Consider the following 22,563-nt stretch of genomic DNA (forward strand, 5'->3'; position numbering starts at 1 on the left):
GAAGGGGCATTATGTCAGAACAAGTGGAAACTGTAACGCTACAAAGCTTACAAGAAAAAACTTTAAAAGAGATGTACGGCTTTGCCAAACATTATAAGATTCCTTATTACGGTCAAATGAATAAAAAGGAATTGGCGCTTGCGATTCTTCGTGCTCAAGAAGAAGCGACTGGATTTTTCCAAGTGGAAGGTGTCTTAGACATTAACCGCGCAGAAGGGTTCGGATTCCTTAGACCGATTAACTATTCAAGCAGTCAGGAAGATATTTATATTTCTTCTTCGCAAATTCGCCGTTTCGATCTTCGAAATGGAGACCTTGTGAGTGGGACAGCACGTCCTCCACGTCCAGGTGAGAAGTTTAATGGATTGATGCAAGTTGGAGTTGTGAATGGCAAGGATCCTGAAGAAGCTAAAGAACGGGACCATTTTCCAGGACTTACACCATTGTATCCTGAAAAGCAAATGGTGCTAGAAACCACACGTGGTCGTATCGCTTCTCGTATGTTGGATTTAATTTGTCCGATTGGTTTTGGGCAGCGTGGACTTATTGTAGCTCCGCCAAAAGCAGGAAAGACAAGCTTGCTAAAAGAAATCGCTAATGGAATTACAACGAATTATCCAGAAGCCGAATTGATTATTTTACTCATTGATGAACGACCTGAAGAGGTAACGGACATCGAGAGAACGGTAGATGCGGAAGTGGTGTATTCAACTTTCGATCAGCTTCCAGAAAACCACATTAAGATTAGTGAATTAGTGCTGGAACGTGCGCTACGTCTTGTAGAAGATGGACGTGACGTGATTATCTTGATGGATAGTCTCACGCGTCTTGCCCGTGCGTATAACTTAACGATTCCACCTTCAGGAAGAACATTGAGTGGTGGGATTGACCCTGCTGCCTTGTATCGTCCAAAGAAATTTTTTGGGTCTGCCAGAAATATTGAAGAGGGCGGAAGCTTAACGATTCTTGCCACAGCGTTAGTGGAAACAGGTAGCCGCATGGATGATGTGATTTATGAAGAGTTCAAAGGAACGGGAAATTCAGAAATCCATCTTTCAAGAGAACTTGCTGAAAGACGAGTATTTCCTGCGATTGATGTAAAACGTTCAGGTACTCGTAAAGAGGACATGCTCCTTTCACAAGAAACGCTGGAAGCCATTTGGAAAGTGCGTCATGCTATTAAAGGAGACGGGCTTGAAACGAGTGAGCAACTTGTGAAGCAATTAAGAGAAACGAAATCGAATGCTGATTTCATTCGTCGACTTAGTTTATTAGATTAGAACTTAAATCCCTAAGAGTTTTCTTAGGGATTTTTACTTTTTGCAAAAGGTTGTAGGGAAGATGAAAGGAGATTTCAAATAGATTGCTCCTTGTGGTAAAATGGAAAAAGGAGTGATTTTACGTGAAAAAGAAAAAAGTAATCAAAACAAATGCAGTTCGAATGGTCGAACAGGCGAAAATTCCATATGCCATTCATGAATATGATGTAGATACAGCACACCTTGATGCAATTCATGCAGCGCAGGGGATGGGGATTCCCGTTGAGGAAGTCTACAAAACCATCGTATTAACAGGCGATAAGACTGGACATTTAGTCGCTTGTATTGCGGCTCACCGAGAATTAGATTTAAAGACGATTGCGAAAGTTTCAGGAAATAAACGCGTAGAATTATTATCACTAGATAAACTGGAACCATTAACAGGATATGTACGCGGAGGATGTTCTCCGATTGGAATGAAGAAGAAATTCCCAACCTTCATCGAGCATCATGCGATGGAGCAAAAAACAATTCGTATCTCTGCGGGAAAACGTGGACTACAATTAGAAATTGCACCACAGGATTTACAACAGTTAACACAAGCAACAGTATTCGAAAATCATCCGGATGAGGTGGAAGCATGAGTGAAGTAACGATTCTTCACATCAATGATATGCACTCGAATTTTCATTCCATAAAGACACAAACGCGCTTTATGAAGGAGCGCAGAGCCCAGCTTGAAAAAGAAGGGCAGAAGGTATTTGGGATTGATCTCGGAGACCTCATTGACCGTGTTCATCCATTGGTTGAAGCAGAAGATGGAAAGATTGCTGCAAGAGTGTTGAACGAGCAGCAAATCGATTTTGCGACCCTTGGAAATAACGAAGGAACGGCGTATACACCGCTTGAATTAGAGGCGGCGTATGAAGGTCGCCAGTTCGAAGTCATCATTTCGAATGTCAAATGGGCAACAACTGGAGAAGTGCCTCCGTTTGCAAAGGAAGTTCACTTCGAAACAGTGGACGACTGCAGTATCGCCTTCATTGGACTAACGGCATCGTATCCAGAAAGCTATGGGCCAAATGGCTATTTGATTGAAGAGCCGATGGATGCGTTGAAGCGCCTTGTACCGACGCTTGCTTCAGGTGGTCATCAGATTATCTTGCTGTCTCATTTGGGAATTGAAATGGATCATCTGATTGCTGAAACTTATCCAGAAATCCAAGTGATTCTTGGGGCACATACGCATCATCTCTTTGAAGAAGGAAAATGGGTAAATCAGACGCTGTTAACAGGTGGATTTAAGTATGGGGCTTTTATTGGTGAGCTTCATTTGAAGACAGAAGGGAGTCGCTTGATTCCTCTTTCGGACAAAATGATTGCAGTAGAGGATTTAAAAGAGGATTCGACTATTGATGAAGGAGAAGCCCTTCGCCAAGAAGGAGTCGCTCTCTTGAAAGAAGAAGTAGTACTCCCACATATTCCTGCATATTCTGTGAAGGAACTAGCTCTTCTCTCGCTAGAAGCGATGACGAGACAAACTGGAGTTTCGGTAGCATTTACTTATACTGGACTTTTCGTAGTACCGTTTAAAGAAGGTCCACTTACAAAGTTTGATTTGCATGAATGTATGCCCCATCCGATTCATTTGAACAAGAGTCGCTTTAAGGTTTCGGATTTCAAACAACTATTGCGCATTTTTGAAGAAGAACAGCCGGAATTACTAGAAAAAGCTATTCGTGGATATGGTTTTCGTGGTAAACTGTTTGGAGAGATCCTTTATACAGGATTCCAGTTCGTTAGTGGCGAAATCGTTGTGGATGGAAGAACGTTGGATGATGATGAGTTCATTACATTTGTTTGCCCTGACCATATGCGATTCGTTCCATTTTTTCCGATGATTGAAGAAAAAGGGGACAACGAAATTATTTATCCAGATTTATTAAGAACGATTATTGAAAAAGAATTAGTATTCAAAGAAAGGAAGAATCATGACTGAACAGAAAGCAGAAACACTTTCACAGGAATTAAGTCAAGTCTTAGAAGAGATTGTGACAACGCCTGAAGAAGAAGTGAAGCGTGCGGTAATGGTTGGCGATACAACCGTGATGATTGACGATGTGCATTATGAAATCGTCGAAGATTACCGTGACGGATTTAATATTGAAGCGTTAAACGAGCGCTATAATGATATTTTTGAGCGCTATGATTATATCGTTGGCGACTGGGGCCATGAAAAATTACGTTTGAAAGGTTTCTTCAAACATTCGCATAAATTGGCGACTCCAGACCGCGATATCGATTATTTACAAGAATATTTATTAGAATATTGCAATTTTGGGTGCCAATATTTCGTATTAGAAAGAGACCCAGAGGCGCAACATAAGCCAGTTGTGGAAGAAGAAAAACTACAACAACGTCCAAGACGTGAACGCAATAATCAACGCAAACGTCAAAACAATCAGCGCAGAGAACATGTATTTAGTCCGGCGGATTTAGATGGTCCAGTCCGTACAAATAACAAGCGTAAATTTAAAGAGAAGTCTCAAAACCGTCAGAAGAAACGCAATAATGAGACAAATCAAAAGACGAAAAAAGATCAATCGTTTAATTTGAAAGAATTTATTCCAAAAGAAACGATGAAAGAAAAAGAATATGAAGGCAATAACTTCAAACCAAAACAAAAGAAATCTTCGCAGCATTTCTCAATGAAAGAAGTGGAGAAACCAACAAGCAGCAAGGTGAAGAAGAGCCCTATGAAATCCACTCAGAAGAAAGGATTCCATATTCGAGAAAACCAACAAAGAGGTAACTAAATGTATAAAGCATATTTTATTGATTTAGATGGAACAATGTATCGCGGAAAAGCCCGTATTCCAACGGCCGAAGCGTTCATCAAGAGATTGCAAGAGGCCAAAATTCCATTCCTATTTGTAACGAACAACGCTACAAAAACACCTGCACAAGTGGCTGAAAACTTACGTGTGAACTATGGTACTGAAGTTTCTGCAGACGAAGTGTATACAAGCGGTGTTGCGGCAGTGGATTACTTGAAGTCTCATTTCAACGTGAACCGTGTCATGGTCATCGGGGAAGAAGCGATTAAAAATCAAGTCGAAGCAGCTGGATACACGCTTGTTTCTGAAGACCCAGAAGTCGTGTTGCAGTCCCTTGACCGTAATGTGACGTATAAAGACTTAGAAACAGCAACGCTTGCGATTCGTAATGGGGCAACTTATATCGTAACCAATATCGACTCGAACTTACCAAGCGAAAAAGGCCCAATTCCAGGGTCAGGTGCTATCACTGGTTTCTTAAAAGTGGCGACACAAGTGGAGCCAATTATTATCGGTAAACCAAGCATCGTGATTATGGAGTCTGCATTGGATTATTTAAACGCTAAATTCCCAGATCGTCATTTTACAAAAGAAGACATCGCAATGGTGGGAGATAATTACCAAACGGATATTCAAGCGGGCATTCAATACGGCATGGATACGCTGATGGTATTAACAGGATTTTCAACTCGCGAAGACTTAGAAAAAGTGGAAGAACAACCAACGCACTTGGTAGAGGATTTGAGTGAATGGACTATTTAACAAGAACTTACCGTGTGCCTAAGTGGATTACTTCCATCGCGCTATTCCTCTTCTTTTTAAGTTTAGGAATTACGTTTGTGATTTTCTTTGAGCCGATGTATCACTGGTCGATTGGTTGGTTTGGAGTGGAAAAGCTCACTGGTTACAGTGCAGATACGCTTAAGATGAACTACCATGAACTTATCGGGTACTTAACGAACCCATTGATTGATACATTGAAGATGACTGATTTTCCAAGTTCGCAGCAAGGATTGTTCCATTTCTTCGAAGTGAAACGTCTTTTCTTCGTAAACTTTGCGGTATTGCTCGCTTCAGGGCTTATCAGTTTCTTTGGCGTGAGATATTTACGACAAAGAAGACAAACATGGCAATTGCGTAGACCAATCAGATGGCTCGTTTTAATTCCAGTTGTCGTTTGCTTTGCGATTGCAGCATTTTTTGATACGCTCTTTGTAAAGTTCCATCAAGTGTTCTTTAACAATGATGCGTGGATGTTCGATCCGAAAAACGACCCGATTATTTTGGCATTGCCAGAGGAATTCTTTATGCTATGCTTTGCCGTAGTATTCACCTTTTTATTGGTGGGGCTTTTAGGGACAAACGTTGCGATTAAGCGATTAAAAGAAATTTAAAACATTAAGAAATAAAGAAATTGTTTTAAAAGTGAATTTTTCTTATAACTGTACTTGAAGTATGCCATATGAGCAGAAATTTATACAAAAAAATGTTATTATATAACAAACTAAACAAATTAAAGGATTGAGGAGTGGAATAATGAAATTATCAATTGTCATCCCGTTCTATAACGAGGAAAATATGATTCAGAAAATGTATGATGCCTTAGTAGCAGAAGTTAATAAAATTACTAAAGCGGAATTTGAAATTATTTTTATTAATGATGGTAGTAAAGACCGTACTTTCGAAAAAATGCTTGCGATCGCAGATGGCGATCCTCGCGTAAAATATATTAGTTTCAGCAGAAACTTTGGGAAAGAAGCTGGAACGATTGCAGGGCTTGAATACGCAACAGGAGAAGCTGTGATTTTAATGGATGGGGACTTACAACATCCACCTGCACTTCTTCCGCAAATGATTGAAGCGTATGAACAAGGATACGACGTCGTGAGTGCTCGTCGTACACGTACAGGTGAAAAACCTCATCGTACATTCTTAGCAAAACATTTTTATCGTCTTGCAAACAAAATGATGGATATCGAATTGATGGATGGGGTGTCTGAATTCCGTCTCTTCAGCCGTAAAGCGGTTCGTGCCATCCTTTCATTACAAGAATACAACCGATTCTCTAAAGGGATTTTCTCTTGGATTGGATTTAAAGAAAAAGTCATCGAATATGAAAACCAAGTCCGTACGGTTGGTGAAACGAAATACTCATTGAAGTTCTCGTTAAACTATGCGGTTCAGGGGATTTTATCATTCAATGATAAGCCACTTCGTATGTGCATTAACTTTGGTTTATTCTGTTTATTAATTTCATTAGCTTACGTTCTTTGGACATTCGTTCAATACTTCGTGGCGCCAGATTCACTCGTGAGTGGATACTTCACAACGATTTTCTCTGTCGTGCTCTTTGGTGGAATTCAATTGATTTCAATTGGGGTATTAGGAGAGTATGTCGGTAAGATTTACTACGAAGTGAAGAAACGTCCACATTACTTAGTAGATGAAACGAATATGACGGTGAAAGGAGAGCAACATGACGACTAAGAAAAAGGTCTATTTAGCAAGTTTCCTTGCGCCGATGGTCATCATGTTTATCGTGTGGGCGATTGATGGCTTCTTCCCGTTTGGTGCAAAATCGCTGATGGCGGTTGACTTTAACGCACAGTACATCGGGCTCTATGCCTATTTCAAACATCTATTTTTAAACTGGGATTGGAATAGCTTCTTCTATTCCTTCTCGAAATCGATTGGTGGGGGAATGCTAGGAATTTGGGGCTTTAACTTACTAAGTCCATTTAACTTCTTATTCCTCTTCTTCTCAGAAGAAAACTTCCAATGGGTTGTGCCTATCGTCATCGCATTACGTTACGGAACGATGGGACTTACGATGACGCATTTCCTTGTGAAGCGTTATGACGGCCTAAAGAAAAAAGCCTACTTACTTCCAATTGTAGCGACGATTTATGCCTTAAACGGATTTAACGTCAGCTACCAAATGAACCCAATTTTTTACGATGGCATGATTATGTTGCCACTTGTACTGATTGGTGTAGAACAAGTGCTCGATAATGAGTCTCCACGAGGCTATATCGGAATGCTTGCGCTAGCGCTATTTGTTCACTTCTATATGGGTTATATGACATGTATTTTCGTAGTCATCTACGCATTGTTCTATGTCATCCGTTCAAAAGAATTTACAAATATCAAAGTGGTTTTTGAACGTATGTTTAGATTGGCCTGTGCTTCGATTGTCGCGGTAGGTATGGTTGCAGCGGTTCTTTTGCCAATCATTATTAGTTTAGTTTCTACAAAAGGAGGTTTGGATAGTACATTGCACTTCCAGTGGAAGTTACAAATCAATCCTTTTGAAATTTTGGCAAAATTATTTTTAGGATCATTCGATAACACTTCATGGCCAGCAGGTCCAAACTTACCAAATATTTATGTGGCGAGTTTCGGAATCTTAGGTACGATTTACTACTTTATCTCTAAGAAAATTACAAAATGGGGTAAGGTCGCTGCAGGATTTGTATTAGTTATTTTCCTAATCTCATGTGCGCATGAATTTACAAGTAAATTATGGCATATGGGACAAAACCCAGCTGGATTCTTCTACCGCTTCTCATGGATTATCGCGTTCTTCTTAGTGTACCTAGCTTACTTAAGCTTACGCGAAGTCGAACGATTTACCGCAAAAGAAGCAAGTATCCTATTTGTGGGAATGGCGATTATTTTTGGAATCGTTCAATTCCAAGAACATTCATTCTTAACAATTTGGCAAAGAATCGCGACTCTTGGTATTTTCATGATTATGCTTCTTGTCTTATTCTGGACAAAGGCGAAGAAGCCGTGGGTAGTGATTGCGGTGTTGACGGCAGTCGAATTGACAGCCAACGCAGCGATTGTGCAATCTCGTGTCGGATATACGGATGCTTATAAGTATCATGATGCGGTGCTTCAATTGAAAGACGCCATCAACCCAATTCGTCCTGATGATACTGATTTCTATCGTATCAATAAGACATTTAACTTAAGTAAAAACGATCCGTTTATGGCCGATTACCCAGGTTTATCAGTATTTAGTTCGAACTTGGAAAATAGTACGCGTGATTTATTTGACCGCTTAGGAAATAACGGGATTAACGCGACAACGTACTATCAAGGAACACCGCTGCAAGACGCGCTCTTCTCAGTGAAATACTTAGTGGCGCCAAAACCGGTGTATACAAAAGAATATCCTGATACTTCGAAAATGTATGTATTCGGAAATATGGTAACGCGTAAAGATATTACGTCGAAAGAACCAGTGTACGAAGCAACAAGAACGAAGACGTATGAAACAGGATTAATCTTACCAATCGCTTATGGTGTGAATGATGCGACAGTGAATGTAAAACTGGAAAATCATCAACCAATTCAAAACCAAAATAAAATTGTACAAGCTATGGGAGCGACAAGTGATAATTATTTAGCGGTATTAGCAGCAAATGAAATGAAACTAGATAATATGGAAGTTGTAGATTCTTCTAAACCAGAAACATATAAGAGAATTGATTCTACTAAGCCAGGAACTATTACGTATCATTTGATTCCTCAATCCGCAGAAGATTATTGGGTATCTATTCCGCAAAAGCTGTCTCATACAAATAAAAATAAGGTTCGAATCTTATTAAATGGTAATAATTATGAGTTCCAAGATAAATTCCAACAAACGCAATTCATTCAAATTGCTCATAACTCTGTTGGGAAATCTATAGAATTAACGATTGAAATCGATACGGATGATGAATATAACTTGTCTGGATTACGATTGGCACGATCAAACAGTACTTTAGTAAACCGAATAATCGAGGAACGTCAACTTCAAGGATTGAAAGTTACACATTGGGATGACAGACATATTCAAGGAACTGTAAGTATTACAGACGATAGTACATGGATGATGACAAGTATACCTTATGAAAAGGGCTGGACAGTTAGAGTTGATGGACAAATCGTTAAAACTATTAAAGTTTGGGATAGCTTACTTGCATTTGCGGTAACACCTGGTGAACATACGGTTGAGATAACATACATTCCAGAAGGATTTATGGCGGGGCTGTTGATTTCAATCTTATCAATATGTATTTATGTTTTAGCTATTTATAAAAAATGGATTTAATTGAATAGGAGTAAGCTATAATGACAATTTCCAAAATGAAATTAAAGTATAGTTCGCTATTTTTTGTTCCGTTCGTGGCGATGTTGGGGGTCTTCCTATTTTTAGGACTGAGCCCTTTATCGCTAAATTCGATTCATAGTGGAGATTTTCTTTCTCAATATTTTCCGCTTTATATCGGATTGCATAAACTATTTTGGAGTGGAGATTTTAGCGGACTATTTTGGTCCTTCGAGAAATCACTTGGAGGAGCCATGCCAAGTGTTTGGGGCTTTAATAGTTTAAGTCCATTTACATTTTTATATGTGATATTTCCAATTTCAAGTTTTCATATACTTAGTTATATAATTCCGCTTTTACGAGCTGGGGTCATGGGAGTCGTCTTTGGTTACTTCTTAGAAAAGAAATTCCAAGGCGTATCGAAACATTACTGGTTATCGTTAGGATTAGCTTCGTCATATGCGCTTAGCGGATTTGTCGTATCGCAACAGTATAATCCGAATTTCTTAGATAATCTGGTCTATATTCCGTTTATTCTCTTGGGGATTGAAGAGGTGGCAAGTGGAAAGCGTTCGGTGAAATTACCGCTGTTTCTTGCCATTAGTTTAATAACGAATTTTTATACAGGGTATATGATGTGCCTCTTTGTGGCGCTCTATACATTTTATGTGGTCTTCTCAAAGGATATTCCTTTGAAAGAAGCAATCTTAAAGTTAGGGAAAGTCGCGTTATTTGCACTGATTGGAGTTGGCCTTGCAGCATTTTGGCTATTACCGGTTTTTAGTGCTTTGTTAGAGAGTAAAGCAAGTGCGGGAAGTACCTTTGCTTGGTCATGGGACCCTGTGAATGATTTAGTAGCCATGCCACAAAAGTTCATCTTAGGATCCTTTGGTGAAAAAGAGTGGGGAGATTCTAAAGCATTACCGCAACTCTTTATTGGTGGTTTAGGGCTCTTCGGATTATGTACCTTCTTTGCCAAAAGAGAGATTACAATTCGTAAGAAATTAGCAGCGACAGTCGTATTGCTTGTCTTACTGCTTTCGTTTTCGATTCAAGGCTTCGATCAAATTTGGCATATGGGACAGCGTCCGGTTGGCTTCTATTTCAGAAATTCGTGGGTTGCCAATACCTTTATGCTGGTGTTAGCGTCAGAAAGCTTAATGAAATGGAAAGATGAGTTCCGCTTGTACGAGTTTCTAGTAGCTATCTTTGGTTTTGGATCTATTCTGATTCTGTCGACCTTAAGAAGTCTGCAATATGTTGAGAACTCACAGAAAATACTTGCATTTATTATTTGGACGATTATTTTATTAGCCTTCTTCTTTAGAAGAGCTGAAAGAGTTCGTAGGCTTCAATTGACGGCCGGAGTTGTAATAGTCGAGGTGATAGTGAATTTATTTGTCGGTTTTAGAAGAACTCCTTATTTTATCAGTAATTCAAGCTTAAAGGAACAGATGGAATACGCGATTGCATTTGACGGAGAAGGTTATAGTGATAAGAATGCATTTACGCGAATCGAAATGCATAAGGGATTGTCGCACGCGAACTTCCCGCTTGCATTTGGCTATAATGGAGCTTCGCACTTTACATCAAGTTTAGAGCATGCTCTGATTGAAGAGATGAGCCATCTTGGCTTGCCATCTTCGCAATCTGTAGTAAACTATACCGACCGTAATGTGATTTTGGATTCTCTCTTCGGCGTATCACGTTTTATGATGGACGGCGATGAAAAACGCGTCTACGCCGATGTGAGAGGTATGTATGCCAAAGAAGGAACGATGAAGAATTTTACAGTTTATCGCAATCCATATGCGTTTTCTCTTGGCTATTTAACGAATGAGAATACGGCAACTAATATCGCTTTCGAGAAAAATCAACCAGTAGCCAATCTCAACCAGCTCTTGCAAGTGATTGGACTCTCTGGAACGAATGCGTTGACTGAAGTGGGCGTGGGAGAACCTGTAACGACGAATTTAACGAAGGGGCAGGATAAATACACGCTTACCAATGAGGCAGATCCAGCAAAAATTGAATGGAAGTTCAATCTACAACCAAACAAACTGTATTTTGTCCAAATTCCAGAACGACAAGCAGGTTCCGTCAACAAATCAAAAGTGTTGCTAAATAGCATGAGCTATCCATATGAAAACCGTTTCAAAGAAAACCAATTATGGATGATTGGAAATGGAAACTTAGACCAGATGATTTCCTTTGCGATTGAGAATGCAAAAGTCAAAGAGTGGGATCTACGAGACTTTAAGTTCTATTCGATTGATATCACCACACTCACAAACGCATTAACGCAGTATAAAAAAGCCAATGATATTACGATTGATGCTTATTCCAATGCGATGGTGAAGGCGCATGTTACTGTTACAAATAGCGAGCAGTCTTTTGCGACCTTTACGATTCCATACCATTCGGGTTGGAGTGTGACAGTGGACGGTAAGAAACAAGAAGTGAAAAAAGCGCTCGGCTTCTTTATGGGCGTTTCGCTGACAGAAGGAGAACATGAGATTGTTTGGAGTTATACACCTCCAGGATTACATCTTGGAATGCTCATTTCTATTTCGTCTCTGCTTTTACTAGTTTTCCTATGGAAAAAGCATAAAGATTAAGTAGTAAAAACAGAGTGATACCGTATACGGTATCACTCTATAAATTTAGAAAAGGATGAAGCGTTTTGCTTCATCCTTTTTGCGTGATTAGTCTAATTCTTCTTTTGCTGGAATGCTGTGTGCTAGACGGCTTGCGGCAGCGGCTGCGATAGCACCTACTAAGTCGTCTAAGAAGATGTTTACTTTACCAGTTGATTTGTCATCTAATGTTTTTAGAATTCCTGGTTTTACTTTATCGATATAACCGTAGTTTGTAAATCCGATAGAACCATATACGTTCACAATCGATAATGCTAAGATTTCATCGACACCATATAAAGGTTCGTCTTCAGATAAGATATCGTTTAATAATGGATGTAATTTCTTTTCTTCTGCTAATTTATCCATTTCGATACCAGTGATAACGGCGTTTTGAACTTCGCGTTTCTTCAATACGCTATTAACGTTTAATAAGCATTCTTCTTTCGTTAATCCTGGTACATATCTTTCCTGTAAGAAATAAACTAATTCAGCAATTTGTTCTAATTCTACATCGCGTTCAGATAATAATTCTAAACAGCGTTCGTGTAATTCTTTTGGGCTTTTCATCTGAAAAATCCTCCTTTTAACAAATTATGAAACCCTTTTAAAAAGAGTAGCTTTTTATTTTAACACAAAATACAAAGAACGCCCAAATGAATTGAGCGTTCTTTTTGAAATTTTGTAAACGGTTAGAACATTGATGAGCTATGAATCGTGCTCGGACGGCTATTTGGATTCACGTAAGTCATTGCAGCATTAATTGCGACAGGCGCTTCACCAAATCCAGTAGCAATGATTTTTACTTTACCATCGTATGTTGCGATATCTCCAACGGCAAAGACGCCAGGTAGAGTCGTTTCCATTTGGCTATTTGTCACGATGGTGTTGCGAGCCACTTCGAATCCCCAGTTCTTCATTCCTCCAATTGAAGAAGAGAAACCATAGTTCACGATAAAGTCGTCAACCGGAAGTTCGATTTGATCTTCGCCTTTCGCATGTTTTAATACAACAGATTGAATAGTTTCACCATCTCCGATAATTTGGTCTGGAAGATAAGGCGTTAAAATTTCAACGCTTGATTCTTCTAGTTGTTTCACGCTATGTTCTTGTGCACGGAACTGTGGGCGGCGGTGAACAATAGTGACTTTCTTTGCGATTGGTTCTAAGGCCAGTGCCCAGTCTACCGCAGAGTCGCCACCACCGCAGATAGCTACAGTACGATCGCGGAATCGCTCTAAGTTTGTAACGAAGTAGTGCAGGTTGCTATTTTCATAAGCTTCTGCATTTTCGACATCGAGTTTACGTGGACGGAATGCGCCGTTTCCACAAGCGATAATCACTGTTTTCGCGTAGTGCGTTTGTTTAGAAGTCACAAGCTCATATCCGAAGTCTGTCTTGTTTAATTCGAGGGCTTCTTCTTCTAAGCAAAACTGAGTTTCAGGGAAACGTTCGAGCTGTTTTTTTAAGTTCTCGATTAAATCCCCAGCCGTAATTTCAGGAAAGGCAGGGATATCATAAACCATTTTTTCAGGATAAAGCATCCCTGGTTGCCCACCTAATTGGGGCAAAGTTTCAATAATTTTAACAGACGCTTGACGTAAGCCCGCGTAAAAGGCGGTGAAAAGCCCAACAGGCCCACCGCCGATAATAATAATATCAACAATTTCTTGAGTCACTTTTTACCTCCGAATTAATAGAACATTCTTAAAATAAAGGCCATTGCGATACCAGTCAATACACCGGCAAATACCTCAACGGGTTTGTGACCTAAATATTTCTTGATAATTAATTTTTTATTTTCTTCGGTATCGAAGAGATTGATTGGATCATCTTCTGATTCAATTTCAACATGCTTTAATGCGCTGGATTCTTCGCGTACTTGTTCTTCGTATAATTTTTGTAGGAGAATTCCTTGTTCACCACTTTGACGACGAACGGCCATGGCATCGAACATGACGATTAAACCGAACGTTGTTGCGATTGCAACGAGTGGAGAAGCAAATCCGTATTCAATAATAAGCGCTGTAATCAGCGAGCTAACCGCAGCAGAGTGAGAACTTGGCATTCCACCTGTACTAGTTACTAACGAAACGTGTGCGCCATCTTTCTTTGAGAAGAGCGCAATCGGGAATTTAACAAATTGTGCAAATAGAATCGAGCAAATTGAAGCGATTAATGGATAATTTTGAAATATTGTCATTAAACTTTCACTCTTTCTTTTTTCTATACTCAAATACTATACCACGAAACCGTGAAAATCACTAAGGAAAATTTATAGATATTCTTTATTTTTTTATTAAGGTGGATAAGAACGCTAAATTGCACCTGTTTAGCTTTTGTGGTTTAATAGAAGAGGTTAGATGAGCAATCATCAGTAAGAATTAAAAGGAGATGGAAAAATGAGTCAATTTCCACAATTGAATGAAGTGAATGAAAAGAATCCACTCGTGACTGTGCATACGAACTTGGGCGATTTCACATTGGAATTATTCCCTGAAGTAGCACCTAAAACTGTGGAGAATTTCGTAACACATGCGAAAAATGGATACTACAACGGAGTTATCTTCCACCGTGTGATTGAAGACTTCATGATTCAAGGTGGCGACCCAACTGGAACTGGTATGGGTGGCGAGTCTATTTACGGACGCACTTTCGAAGATGAGTTTTCAAGAGAAGCATTCAACTTGTACGGTACATTATCAATGGCGAATGCAGGTCCAAACACAAACGGATCGCAATTCTTCATCGTTACAGCAAAACAGGTACCAGCACAAATGTTGAAACAATTAAAAGATGGCGGCTGGCCTGAAGAAATCGTTGAAGAATACGCTAAAGTGGGTGGAACACCTTGGTTAGACCACCGTCATACAGTATTCGGACGCGTCGTAGAAGGTATGGACGTTGTTCTTAAGATTGAAGGCGTAGAACGTAATGCGCAAGACCGTCCGCTAGAAGATGTTGTCATTGAATCGATGGACGTAAAAGCGTAGGAGGTTCTATGAGCAAAACTTTTAGAATTGGCGACATCGTTACGGCTAAAGTAACAGGTGTACAAAATTACGGAGTTTTCTTGGAGCTAGATGAAGATACACAAGGTTTGATTCATATTTCTGAATGTAAACATGGATATATGGATAATGTGCATGATTTTGTAAAAGTGGGGCAGGAAGTGACGGCCAAAGTGATTGACGTCGATGAATTTTCCAATAAGATTAGTTTATCGATTCGAGCACTGGAAAAACTCGATGTGCCAGATGTTCCGCAACGCATTAAGAAAAATCGCAAGCGCTATGTTCCTTCCATTGGTTTTTCAAGCTTAGCGAAGAAATTACCAGAATGGATCGAAGAAGCACAAGAAAAATTTGTAAAAGATAAAAACAAAAATTAATCAAACATCGGTATTGAATACGAAGGAGGCATTCAAATGGGACATATTTCATTTGATTATTCAAAAGCATTAGATTTCTTCAGTCAAGAAGAAATTGACAATTTACAATCAACAGTAACAGCGTTAGATAAAGACTTACGCGAAGGATTAGGAGCAGGGAACGACTTCACAGGTTGGATTAACTTACCACGCGACTATGACAAAGAAGAATTCGCTCGTATTAAAGCAGCAGCTAAAAAGATTCAAGAAGAATCTGAAGTATTAGTGGTTATCGGTATCGGAGGTTCTTATTTAGGAGCTCGTGCAGCGATTGATTTCTTAAACCACGCTTTCTATAACTACTTACCAAGCGACAAACGTAAAACTCCACAAGTATTATTTGCAGGAAACAGCATTAGCTCAACTTACTTACAAGGGTTAATCGACTTAATCGGAGATCGTGATTTCTCTGTAAACGTAATTTCTAAATCTGGTACAACAACAGAACCAGCGATTGCTTTCCGTGTATTCAAAGATTTATTAATTAAAAAATATGGTAAAGAAGAAGCTGTAAATCGTATTTACGCTACAACTGACCGCACTCGTGGAGCATTAAAATCAGAAGCAGATGTGGAAGGATACCAAACATTTGTAATTCCAGATGATGTTGGTGGACGTTTCACAGTATTAACAGCTGTAGGATTACTTCCAATTGCAGTAACTGGTGCAGATGTAGATGCATTAATGCAAGGGGCTGAAGATGCACGTGTGGCATACAGCTCATCAAACTTAAAAGAAAACGAAGCTTACCAATACGCTGTAGCACGTAATGTGTTATACCGTAAAGGAAAAGTGACAGAGTTATTAATTAACTACGAACCAACATTACAATACTTCTCTGAATGGTGGAAACAATTATTTGGTGAATCAGAAGGAAAAGACTTCAAAGGAATTTATCCTTCAAGTGCAAACTTCTCAACTGACTTACACTCACTAGGACAATACATCCAAGAAGGTCGTCGTAACATCTTCGAAACAGTTATCAAAGTGGGTAAACCAAATGAAGAAGTAACAATTCCTGAAACAGAAGAAGATTTAGATGGATTAGGATACTTACAAGGTAAAACAATGGACTTTGTAAATACAAAAGCTTTCCAAGGAACATTACTTGCTCATACAGATGGTCAAGTTCCAAACTTTGTAGTGAACATTCCTGATATGTCAGCTTACACATTAGGACACTTAATCTACTTCTTCGAAATCGCAGTAGGCCTTTCTGGTTACTTAAATGGCGTTAACCCATTTGACCAACCAGGGGTAGAAGCATACAAGAAAAACATGTTTGCTTTACTTGAGAAACCAGGATTCGAAGACTTAGCAAAAGAATTAAACGAACGTATATAATGGACATGCCGCATTCTCAATAAGAGGGTGCGGTATTTTTGTGTCAATATGGGCTCGAATCGGGAAAAGAACTTGCGACAAAGGGCATTTTGAACTAACATAGGTCTTACAAGAAGTGTTGGAGGAAAAAGATGAGAGTCATTGGATTAACAGGCGGTATCGCCAGCGGGAAATCAACCGTTTCGAATTTATTTAAAATCTCTGGAGTACCGGTAATCGACGCCGACCTTGTAGCTAGACAAGTCGTCGAAAAAGGGACAGATGGATTAACAGCGCTCGTGAATCGCTTTGGAGAGGCTATTTTGAATACAGATGGAACGTTAAATCGAACTGAACTTGGGCGGAAAATGTTCAGTGATGATGGGGGTCGAAAGGAAGTAAATGACATTCTTCAACCACTCATTCGTCAAGAGATTACAGGAAAGATGACAGACTACCAAGAGCAAGGAAAACCGCTTATCGTCTTAGATATTCCACTCTTATTTGAAATGAACTATGAGAGCTTATGTGATGACATAATCGTGGTGGCAGTTTCTGTGGAGACGCAAATTGCTCGTATGGAAAAGCGGAACGGATATACTAGACAAGAAGCGTTAGAGCGAATCCAATCACAGATGCCTTTAGAAGAAAAAGTAAAGAGAGCAACGATCGTCTGGTCAAACGAAGGAACCCTTCAAGACTTAGAGCAAAAAGTCCATCAGTGGCTACTCGAAAATTTCCTTAAAAAATGATATAATAAATCGAATAAGCACAAAAAAGGAGAGGTGTTTGCAATGCAATGTCCAAAATGTAAAAACAATGGTTCTCGCGTAGTTGATAGTCGTCCAGCCGATGATGGTCGTTCTATTCGTAGAAGAAGAGAATGCGAAGAATGTGGCTACCGTTTTACAACATTCGAGCGCTTAGAAAAGGCGCCATTGCTTGTCATCAAACGTAACGGGAATCGTGAAGAATTTAGCCGTGAAAAATTATTAAACGGACTAGTTCGTTCAGCAGAAAAACGTCCAGTATCACTCGGACAACTAGAAAATATCGTGAATGAAATCGAACGTTCCATCAACCAAGAGGGAGAAAATGAAGTGTCAAGCACTCTTATTGGGGAAATGGTGATGGATCACTTAGCTAAAATTGATGATATCGCGTATATCCGTTTTGCAAGTGTGTATCGTCAATTTACAGACCGCAAAATGTTCTTAAAAGAATTAGAAAGAATGTCTATGATTATGGATAGCCAAGAAAAATAGGAAGGAATTACAAGAATGCACTCAAAAGAGTTTCCGTGGGCACAGTATAAGCCTAAAGACGGTATCCTCGTGGTACAACCTGTGTGGATTACCGAAAGAGAAATCCAATTTTTAATGCAATTATACGCTCCGTTCATTGGGAAAGAAGCGACTCTTTTGTATGCGACTTTGTACGGTGAGTTATCTCCATCGGAATACGAAAGCGAAGTCTTCTCTATTTCTGAATTGTTGTCGATGACGAATTTAGGAATGCCGGACTTTTACTTAGCAAAAACACGTTTGGAAGGGATTGGGTTACTCAAAACGTATCGTAAGGAGCCAACTGCTTCACGCCCTCAAACGTACACGATGGAATTACAAGCGCCAACGTCTCCGCGTCTCTTTTTCAAAGATGCCTTGCTTTCGACGTTACTGTTAAACCAAATTGGGAATCATCGTTTTGAAAAATTAAAACAACGATTCTTATTGTCAAAACCAGGCGACTTAGGAGAGAACGACAGTGCGCAGTTTGAAGAAGCGTATCGACTTCCTTATAACATGGAATCTTATACAAGAAACCATGCGCAAGAAAACCGCATGGTCTTAGATAGCAAGCAACAACCTGAATTCGAGTTTGCATCGGATGTGGATTGGGATTTAATCGAAGGGCTGTTAAAAACAGAATTCGTCGATTTAAATTCCATCACTAAGGGAGTTCGCAAAATCGTCGATGCCTTATACCGCGCGTATGGTTTTACAGAACAAGAAATCGCACAATTCTTAGTGATTGCGTCTGATTTAACAACGAAAGTCATTGATGAAGAGTTCTTGTTGAAATTAGGGCAAGAGGCTGCTCAAGATAAAGTGACACAACTTCGAAGCGAAGAAGTGGTTGAAGCACCTGTGACCGAACCGACTGAAGTGCAAGTGGTGGAAGGTGCCTCTGAAGAAGAGTTAGCCATCCAGCAATTGATTCAAGCTGCTAAAGCAATGGCGCCAATTGACTTTGTTTCAAGCATCAAGACGCAAAAGAAAGGCTATGTCTCAAAAGCAGAACGTCAATTGATTTTTGATTTAGTATCTGTTAGCGGTTTACCAAACGAAGTGTTAAATATTTTATTCCACTATGCTTTGGTACAGCTCGATAACGCGACACTGGCTCGAAACTTTATTGATGCCATTGCCAACGACTGGGCTACAAAAGAAATCAAGACCGCTCAAGAGGCAATGGAAGCTGTACGTAATCGCGACTTGCAACGCGAAGTGAAACGAAAACAACAACTGCATAATGCAGGTAAGAATAACTACAGAAGACAGGGTGGCTATCAAGAGCAATTGCCAGATTGGGCGAAAGATTCTCAGGCAAAGGAAAAACAAACGCCTGCACCTACTGAAAGCCAATCCACACAAGTTTCAAGTGATTTAGCAGAACAAATCGCAAAATTAAAAACAAGTAATCAAAGAGAACAACAATAACGGAGGTGAACGAATTGGAAGGATTAAAAGGATTTTTAGATCAAAGAGGAGCAACACAAGGCATGTCGAACATGCAAAACATCGAAAAAGAAATCTTTGAAGATAAAGATGTAAAAGCTTTTCTTGAACAACATAAAGAAGAATTGACTCCGGAAGCTATTCGTAAAGGAATGTCTGCGTTATTGGAGTTTCGAATGGAAAGAGATGCTAGAAAGAACAACAAGGAAGTGAAAGCTCCAGGTCTCGAACCATGTTTAGAAGTGCATAACGGATTTATTTTAGTGAATTACAAACGTACCGAAGAAGCGATTCGCCAGGAAAGAGAACGTAAACGTAAACGCCTGATTCATTCCATCAATATGCCAAAAAATATCGCGGAGGCTCGTTTCTCAGATACGGCTCTTACGCCAGAGCGACAAGATGTCATTGGAGAATTATTGAAATTCATCAATAGTTACAAACCAAATAGTACTGAATACCAAAAAGGATTGTATTTAGCAGGGCCTTTTGGTGTTGGGAAAACATATATGATGGGCGCTTTAGCAAACGAGCTTTCTGAAAACGGCGTTGAAACGACGCTTGTCAATGTTCCAACGTATAGTGCAGAAATTAAGCAAGCCATTGCGACAAATACCGTTGAAGCGAAATTAGTATCGATTAAAAACACACCAATCTTAGTGTTGGATGATATCGGTGCGGAAATGAATAGCGCATGGTTTAGAGACGAAGTGTTGATGGTCATCTTACAACACCGTATGTTGCAAGAATTACCAACGTTCTTCACATCGAACTTCACGATTGATCAGTTAGAAGCGCATTTTGCTCATTCAAATAAAGGAGACCAAGAGCTTCTGAAAGCAAAACGTCTGATTGAACGTATTCGTTTCTTAGCTAAAGAGTATTTTGTCGATGGACAAAATCACAGAAATCCATCCTAGATGAAAATGCTTGAAAATATGAAAGATTAGTGGTTAAATACTAATGAACTAAATATTTTGAAAATGATGAAAAAGACAAGAAACTATCTCTTGGTTACATTTCAGCGAGAAGTGGGTTGGTGCAACACTTCATCCGGAATAGTTTTACCACTTTTGAATCTTTGCTTGAATTCAGTAGAGCAAGGCGCATCGGAGCGTTATTCCGTTGAGGTTCATCTTTTTTGATGAACAAATTTGGGTGGAACCACGTAGAATATGACGTCCCATAGTTTGCAGGAGCAGACTATGGGATTTTTTGTTTATTTCAGAAATTTCAAAAAGAAAGAAGGAAGAAAATGTCAATGATTAAAATTACTTTTCCAGATGGTGCCGTTAAGGAGTTTCCAAAAGGAATTACAGTAAAAGAAGTTGCAGAAAGCATTAGCAAAAGCCTAGCGAAAAAAGCATTAGCAGGTAAAGTGAACGGAGAATTAGTAGACTTCGATCGTCCAATCGAAGAAGATGCTTCTATCGAAATCGTTACACCAGATCACGAAGATGCATTAGGAATCTTACGTCACTCAACAGCACACTTATTAGCACATGCGTTAACTCGTTTATACCCAGGAATTCACTTTGGCGTAGGACCAGCAATCGAAACAGGATTCTACTACGATACTGATATGCCAAATCAATTAACAGAAGATGCACTTCCAGAAGTGGAAGCAGAAATGATGAAAATCGTTAAAGAAAACTACCCAATCGTTCGTCGTGAAGTAAGCCGTAAAGAAGCATTAGAAATCTTCGCAAACGACCCTTATAAAGTAGAATTAATTAATGGTTTACCTGAAGACGAAACAATTACTGTATACCAACAAGAAGACTTCGTAGACTTATGTCGTGGTATCCACGTTCCTTCAACAGGACGTATCCAAGTCTTCAAATTATTATCACTTGCTGGAGCTTACTGGAGAGGTGACTCTAACAATAAGATGATGCAACGTGTTTACGGTACAGCATTCTTCGATAAAGCAGACTTAAAAGAATTCTTGAAGATGCGTGAAGAAGCAAAAGAACGTGATCACCGTAAATTAGGTAAAGAATTAGACTTATTCATGATTAGCCAAGAAGTAGGTTCAGGATTACCATTCTGGTTACCAAAAGGGGCTACAATCCGTCGTACAATCGAACGTTACATCGTAGATAAAGAAATCAGCCTTGGATATCAACACGTGTACACTCCAGTTATGGCTGATGTAGGTCTTTACAAAACTTCAGGTCACTGGGCTCACTATCAAGAAGATATGTTCCCACCAATGGACATGGGCGATGGCGAAATGCTTGTATTACGTCCAATGAACTGTCCTCACCATATGATGGTTTATAAAAACCACATCCACAGCTACCGTGAATTACCAATTCGTATTGCTGAATTAGGAATGATGCACCGTTATGAAAAATCAGGTGCGTTATCTGGTTTACAACGTGTGCGTGAAATGACTCTTAACGATGGACATACATTCGTTCGTCCAGACCAAATTAAAGACGAATTCAAACGTATCTTAGACCTAATCCGTGAAGTATATAGCGACTTCAATGTAAAAGATTATCGTTTCCGTTTAAGCTATCGTGATCCTGAAGATAAACATAAATACTTCGATGACGATGAAATGTGGAACAAAGCAGAATCAATGTTAAAAGAAGCAATGGATGAAATGGGATTAGAATACTTCGAAGCTATCGGTGAAGCAGCATTCTACGGTCCTAAATTAGATATTCAATTCCGTACGGCAATGGGATTAGAAGAAACAATGTCTACAATCCAATTAGACTTCTTATTACCAGAACGTTTCGATTTAACATACGTTGGTGAAGATGGAGATAACACTCACCGTCCAGTGGTTATCCACCGTGGGGTTGTATCTACTGCCGAACGTTTCGTAGCATATTTAATCGAAGAATACAAAGGAGCATTCCCAACTTGGTTAGCTCCAGTTCAAGCAACAATCATTCCTGTAAGTGTGGAACATCATTATGATGCTGCACGTGAGTTGAAAGAAAAAATGGCTCGCTTAGGAATGCGTGTAGAACTTGATGACCGTAATGAAAAAATGGGTTACAAGATTCGTGCATCTCAAACTCAAAAAATCCCTTATCAATTAGTAATTGGGGATAAAGAGGTTGAAGAAGGTACTGTAACTGTTCGTCGTTATGGTTCTAAAGAAACTAAATCAATGACTGTTGAAGCGTACTTAGAATACGTACAACGCGAGATTGCAAACTTCTCTCGTCCGCTTGAAGACTAATTTTTCAAAGGCTCGTAGCAATACGAGTCTTTTT

Annotated in this window: 20 protein-coding genes and 1 other annotated feature; of the genes, 17 read left to right on the forward strand and 3 right to left on the reverse strand. The window is 39.4% G+C overall.

Annotated elements, in window-relative coordinates:
• Positions 1 to 11 precede the first annotated feature (11 nt).
• From rho to ADH02_RS04955, 9 genes are all read left to right on the forward strand, one after another.
• Positions 12 to 1,280 carry a transcription termination factor Rho gene (gene rho / locus ADH02_RS04915; protein WP_048783020.1) on the forward strand — a complete coding sequence of 423 codons (1,269 nt, stop codon included), beginning with the start codon at positions 12 to 14 and terminating at the stop codon, positions 1,278 to 1,280.
• A 122-nt stretch (positions 1,281 to 1,402) separates the two neighbouring features.
• The gene (ybaK, locus tag ADH02_RS04920) at positions 1,403 to 1,903 is read left to right on the forward strand and encodes a Cys-tRNA(Pro) deacylase (protein WP_048783022.1); all 501 of its coding nucleotides are present in this window, start codon (positions 1,403 to 1,405) and stop codon (positions 1,901 to 1,903) included.
• Positions 1,900 to 3,258 (forward strand): bifunctional metallophosphatase/5'-nucleotidase, encoded by a 1,359-nt coding sequence (locus ADH02_RS04925; RefSeq protein ID WP_048783024.1) that lies wholly within the window; start codon positions 1,900 to 1,902, stop codon positions 3,256 to 3,258. The genes ybaK and ADH02_RS04925 overlap by 4 nt, the downstream gene beginning before the upstream one ends.
• Positions 3,251 to 4,075, forward strand: a complete 825-nt coding sequence (locus ADH02_RS04930) for a YutD family protein (protein ID WP_048783025.1) — start codon at positions 3,251 to 3,253, stop codon at positions 4,073 to 4,075. The genes ADH02_RS04925 and ADH02_RS04930 overlap by 8 nt, the downstream gene beginning before the upstream one ends.
• A complete protein-coding gene (locus ADH02_RS04935) occupies positions 4,076 to 4,858 on the forward strand; it encodes a TIGR01457 family HAD-type hydrolase (RefSeq protein ID WP_048783027.1) in 783 nt (260 codons plus the stop codon).
• A complete protein-coding gene (locus ADH02_RS04940; RefSeq protein ID WP_048783029.1) occupies positions 4,846 to 5,490 on the forward strand; it encodes a TIGR01906 family membrane protein in 645 nt (214 codons plus the stop codon). The genes ADH02_RS04935 and ADH02_RS04940 overlap by 13 nt, the downstream gene beginning before the upstream one ends.
• 142 nt (positions 5,491 to 5,632) lie before the next feature.
• Complete coding sequence (gene pgfS / locus ADH02_RS04945) at positions 5,633 to 6,583, forward strand: glycosyltransferase PgfS (RefSeq protein WP_048783031.1); 951 nt, start codon at positions 5,633 to 5,635, stop codon at positions 6,581 to 6,583.
• Complete coding sequence (locus tag ADH02_RS04950) at positions 6,573 to 9,200, forward strand: YfhO family protein (protein ID WP_048783034.1); 2,628 nt, start codon at positions 6,573 to 6,575, stop codon at positions 9,198 to 9,200. Before pgfS ends, ADH02_RS04950 begins: the two co-directional genes overlap by 11 nt.
• A 35-nt stretch (positions 9,201 to 9,235) precedes the next feature.
• Positions 9,236 to 11,815: a YfhO family protein gene (locus ADH02_RS04955; RefSeq protein ID WP_275043194.1), complete on the forward strand. Its 2,580-nt coding sequence runs from the start codon at positions 9,236 to 9,238 to the stop codon at positions 11,813 to 11,815.
• An 87-nt stretch (positions 11,816 to 11,902) separates the two neighbouring features.
• Here the strand turns inward: ADH02_RS04955 and ADH02_RS04960 are convergent, their stop codons facing one another.
• From ADH02_RS04960 to ADH02_RS04970, 3 genes are all read right to left on the reverse strand, one after another.
• The gene (locus tag ADH02_RS04960; RefSeq protein WP_048783038.1) at positions 11,903 to 12,403 is read right to left on the reverse strand and encodes a phosphatidylglycerophosphatase A family protein; all 501 of its coding nucleotides are present in this window, start codon (positions 12,401 to 12,403) and stop codon (positions 11,903 to 11,905) included.
• 122 nt (positions 12,404 to 12,525) lie between these two features.
• On the reverse strand, positions 12,526 to 13,512 hold the full coding sequence (locus ADH02_RS04965) for an NAD(P)/FAD-dependent oxidoreductase (RefSeq protein WP_048783040.1): 987 nt from the start codon (positions 13,510 to 13,512) through the stop codon (positions 12,526 to 12,528).
• Positions 13,513 to 13,526: 14 nt separating this feature from the next.
• The gene (locus tag ADH02_RS04970; RefSeq protein ID WP_048711208.1) at positions 13,527 to 14,036 is read right to left on the reverse strand and encodes a divergent PAP2 family protein; all 510 of its coding nucleotides are present in this window, start codon (positions 14,034 to 14,036) and stop codon (positions 13,527 to 13,529) included.
• A gap of 199 nt (positions 14,037 to 14,235) precedes the next feature.
• Between ADH02_RS04970 and ADH02_RS04975 the strand changes: the two genes are divergently transcribed.
• The 8 genes from ADH02_RS04975 to thrS all read left to right on the forward strand — a co-directional run bounded on the left by ADH02_RS04975 (position 14,236) and on the right by thrS (position 22,529).
• Complete coding sequence (locus tag ADH02_RS04975; protein WP_048711209.1) at positions 14,236 to 14,826, forward strand: peptidylprolyl isomerase; 591 nt, start codon at positions 14,236 to 14,238, stop codon at positions 14,824 to 14,826.
• A gap of 8 nt (positions 14,827 to 14,834) precedes the next feature.
• A complete protein-coding gene (locus ADH02_RS04980; RefSeq protein WP_048711210.1) occupies positions 14,835 to 15,224 on the forward strand; it encodes a CvfD/Ygs/GSP13 family RNA-binding post-transcriptional regulator in 390 nt (129 codons plus the stop codon).
• Between the two features lie 36 nt (positions 15,225 to 15,260).
• Complete coding sequence (locus ADH02_RS04985; protein ID WP_048783047.1) at positions 15,261 to 16,607, forward strand: glucose-6-phosphate isomerase; 1,347 nt, start codon at positions 15,261 to 15,263, stop codon at positions 16,605 to 16,607.
• Positions 16,608 to 16,738: 131 nt separating this feature from the next.
• The gene (coaE, locus tag ADH02_RS04990) at positions 16,739 to 17,338 is read left to right on the forward strand and encodes a dephospho-CoA kinase (protein ID WP_048783049.1); all 600 of its coding nucleotides are present in this window, start codon (positions 16,739 to 16,741) and stop codon (positions 17,336 to 17,338) included.
• Positions 17,339 to 17,380: 42 nt separating this feature from the next.
• Positions 17,381 to 17,851, forward strand: coding sequence for a transcriptional regulator NrdR (nrdR, locus tag ADH02_RS04995; RefSeq protein ID WP_048711213.1), 471 nt, complete (start codon positions 17,381 to 17,383; stop codon positions 17,849 to 17,851).
• A gap of 15 nt (positions 17,852 to 17,866) precedes the next feature.
• Positions 17,867 to 19,306, forward strand: coding sequence for a replication initiation and membrane attachment family protein (locus tag ADH02_RS05000; RefSeq protein WP_048783050.1), 1,440 nt, complete (start codon positions 17,867 to 17,869; stop codon positions 19,304 to 19,306).
• Between the two features lie 14 nt (positions 19,307 to 19,320).
• Positions 19,321 to 20,244 carry a primosomal protein DnaI gene (gene dnaI, locus ADH02_RS05005; RefSeq protein WP_048783053.1) on the forward strand — a complete coding sequence of 308 codons (924 nt, stop codon included), beginning with the start codon at positions 19,321 to 19,323 and terminating at the stop codon, positions 20,242 to 20,244.
• A 57-nt stretch (positions 20,245 to 20,301) separates the two neighbouring features.
• Positions 20,302 to 20,513, forward strand: a binding site (T-box leader).
• A 72-nt stretch (positions 20,514 to 20,585) separates the two neighbouring features.
• On the forward strand, positions 20,586 to 22,529 hold the full coding sequence (gene thrS, locus ADH02_RS05010; protein ID WP_048783143.1) for a threonine--tRNA ligase: 1,944 nt from the start codon (positions 20,586 to 20,588) through the stop codon (positions 22,527 to 22,529).
• Positions 22,530 to 22,563 lie beyond the last annotated feature (34 nt).

It is taken from the genome of Streptococcus sp. 263_SSPC, assembly GCF_001071995.1.
In the GTDB taxonomy this organism is placed as follows: domain Bacteria; phylum Bacillota; class Bacilli; order Lactobacillales; family Aerococcaceae; genus Granulicatella.

What these genes read in the sequence shown, in the direction of transcription:
- rho (WP_048783020.1), top strand. Translation starts at nt 12, where the DNA reads ATGTCAGAACAAGTGGAAACTGTAACGCTACAAAGCTTACAAGAAAAA.
- ADH02_RS04925 (WP_048783024.1), top strand. Translation starts at nt 1,900, where the DNA reads ATGAGTGAAGTAACGATTCTTCACATCAATGATATGCACTCGAATTTT.
- ADH02_RS04930 (WP_048783025.1), top strand. Translation starts at nt 3,251, where the DNA reads ATGACTGAACAGAAAGCAGAAACACTTTCACAGGAATTAAGTCAAGTC.
- ADH02_RS04935 (WP_048783027.1), top strand. Translation starts at nt 4,076, where the DNA reads ATGTATAAAGCATATTTTATTGATTTAGATGGAACAATGTATCGCGGA.
- ADH02_RS04940 (WP_048783029.1), top strand. Translation starts at nt 4,846, where the DNA reads ATGGACTATTTAACAAGAACTTACCGTGTGCCTAAGTGGATTACTTCC.
- pgfS (WP_048783031.1), top strand. Translation starts at nt 5,633, where the DNA reads ATGAAATTATCAATTGTCATCCCGTTCTATAACGAGGAAAATATGATT.
- ADH02_RS04950 (WP_048783034.1), top strand. Translation starts at nt 6,573, where the DNA reads ATGACGACTAAGAAAAAGGTCTATTTAGCAAGTTTCCTTGCGCCGATG.
- ADH02_RS04955 (WP_275043194.1), top strand. Translation starts at nt 9,236, where the DNA reads ATGAAATTAAAGTATAGTTCGCTATTTTTTGTTCCGTTCGTGGCGATG.
- ADH02_RS04960 (WP_048783038.1), bottom strand. Translation starts at nt 12,403, where the DNA reads ATGAAAAGCCCAAAAGAATTACACGAACGCTGTTTAGAATTATTATCT.
- ADH02_RS04970 (WP_048711208.1), bottom strand. Translation starts at nt 14,036, where the DNA reads ATGACAATATTTCAAAATTATCCATTAATCGCTTCAATTTGCTCGATT.
- ADH02_RS04975 (WP_048711209.1), top strand. Translation starts at nt 14,236, where the DNA reads ATGAGTCAATTTCCACAATTGAATGAAGTGAATGAAAAGAATCCACTC.
- ADH02_RS04980 (WP_048711210.1), top strand. Translation starts at nt 14,835, where the DNA reads ATGAGCAAAACTTTTAGAATTGGCGACATCGTTACGGCTAAAGTAACA.
- ADH02_RS04985 (WP_048783047.1), top strand. Translation starts at nt 15,261, where the DNA reads ATGGGACATATTTCATTTGATTATTCAAAAGCATTAGATTTCTTCAGT.
- coaE (WP_048783049.1), top strand. Translation starts at nt 16,739, where the DNA reads ATGAGAGTCATTGGATTAACAGGCGGTATCGCCAGCGGGAAATCAACC.
- nrdR (WP_048711213.1), top strand. Translation starts at nt 17,381, where the DNA reads ATGCAATGTCCAAAATGTAAAAACAATGGTTCTCGCGTAGTTGATAGT.
- ADH02_RS05000 (WP_048783050.1), top strand. Translation starts at nt 17,867, where the DNA reads ATGCACTCAAAAGAGTTTCCGTGGGCACAGTATAAGCCTAAAGACGGT.
- thrS (WP_048783143.1), top strand. Translation starts at nt 20,586, where the DNA reads ATGATTAAAATTACTTTTCCAGATGGTGCCGTTAAGGAGTTTCCAAAA.